We start from the raw sequence: 1,223 nt of genomic DNA, 5'->3' as shown, positions 1-1,223 counted from the left end.
GGGTGATCAGCGCCTTCTGGATCAGCATCTCGGTGTAGGAATCGATGCTGGCCGTGGCTTCGTCGAGCACCAGGATCTTGGCGTCGGCCACCAGTGCACGCGCAAAGCTGATCAGCTGGCGCTGGCCGAGCGAGAGATTGCCGCCGCGCTGCTCGAGTTCGGTATCGTAGCCATCGGGCAGGTTCTCGATGAAATCGTGCGCGCCGACGGCTTGTGCGGCGCGCACCACCTCCTCGCGGCTGGCTGATGTCTTGTGGTAGCGGATGTTTTCCAGCACCGAGCCGGAGAACAGGAACGGCTCCTGCAGCACCATCGCCACCTGATCGCCGAGCGAATCCTGGGTCAGGTCACGCACATCATGGCCGCCGACCAGAACCTCGCCCGACCAGACATCGTAAAAGCGGTGCACCAGCGCCATAGAGCTGGACTTGCCCGATCCGGTAGGGCCGACAAGGGCCACGGTCTCGCCCGGATTGACGCGAAAGGAGATGTTCTTCAGCACCGGCTGGTTCGGCCTATAGCCGAAGGTGACGTTCCTGAACTCGACCGAGCCGTCCATGTCGCGCGACAGCGTCACCGCGCCTTGCCTGTCGCTGACGTCGACCGGCACGTCGAGCACTTCGGAGATGCGCTGGCCCGAAGCCATGGCGCGCTGCATGACGCTGTATTGCATGGTCAGCGAGCGGATCGGGTCGAAGAAGCGCTGGATGTAGAACAGGAACGCCACCATGACGCCGATGTCGAGGCTGTGCGACAGCACCATCGAACCGCCGACGACGATGACGGTCGCCATGGCGATGCCGGTCAGCGTGTCGACGATCGGCACCATCACCTGCGCGTATTTCGCCGAGGTCAGATGGGCATTGAGATTGGCCAGCACCTTCTCGTCATAGAGGTCGAAATTGACGTGCTGGCGCTCCAGGCTCTGCACCGTGCGCACGCCATGGATGCCTTCGGCCAGCGCGCCATTGGCGATCGAGTTGGTTTCGTGCGCGGCCATGAAGGCGACCTTGGCGCGCGGCAGCCAGAACAGGCGCACGATGAACAGCACCGGCATGGTCGACAGCGTCAGCAGGCCGAGCCGGAAATCCAGCCACAAAAGCACGCTGACGATGCCGAACAGCAGCACGATGTCGCCCACCGACATGACCGACGTTTCGAGGAATTCCTGCATCGAATTGACGTCGCCCTGCAGGCGCGACATCAGCCGCCCGACCTCGGTC

At 63.3% G+C, this 1,223-nt stretch carries 1 protein-coding gene; it reads right to left on the bottom strand.

Translation table 11 applies throughout. From position 1 onward, the window contains the following. Nucleotides 1-1,223 (bottom strand): ABC transporter ATP-binding protein (locus EN984_RS35225; RefSeq protein ID WP_164765951.1); only part of this gene is annotated, 1,223 nt, incomplete at both ends.

The sequence above is a fragment of the Mesorhizobium sp. M7A.F.Ca.CA.004.12.1.1 genome, assembly GCF_003997835.1.
GTDB lineage: Bacteria > Pseudomonadota > Alphaproteobacteria > Rhizobiales > Rhizobiaceae > Mesorhizobium.
This window is presented reverse-complemented; position numbering and strand designations above follow the sequence as displayed.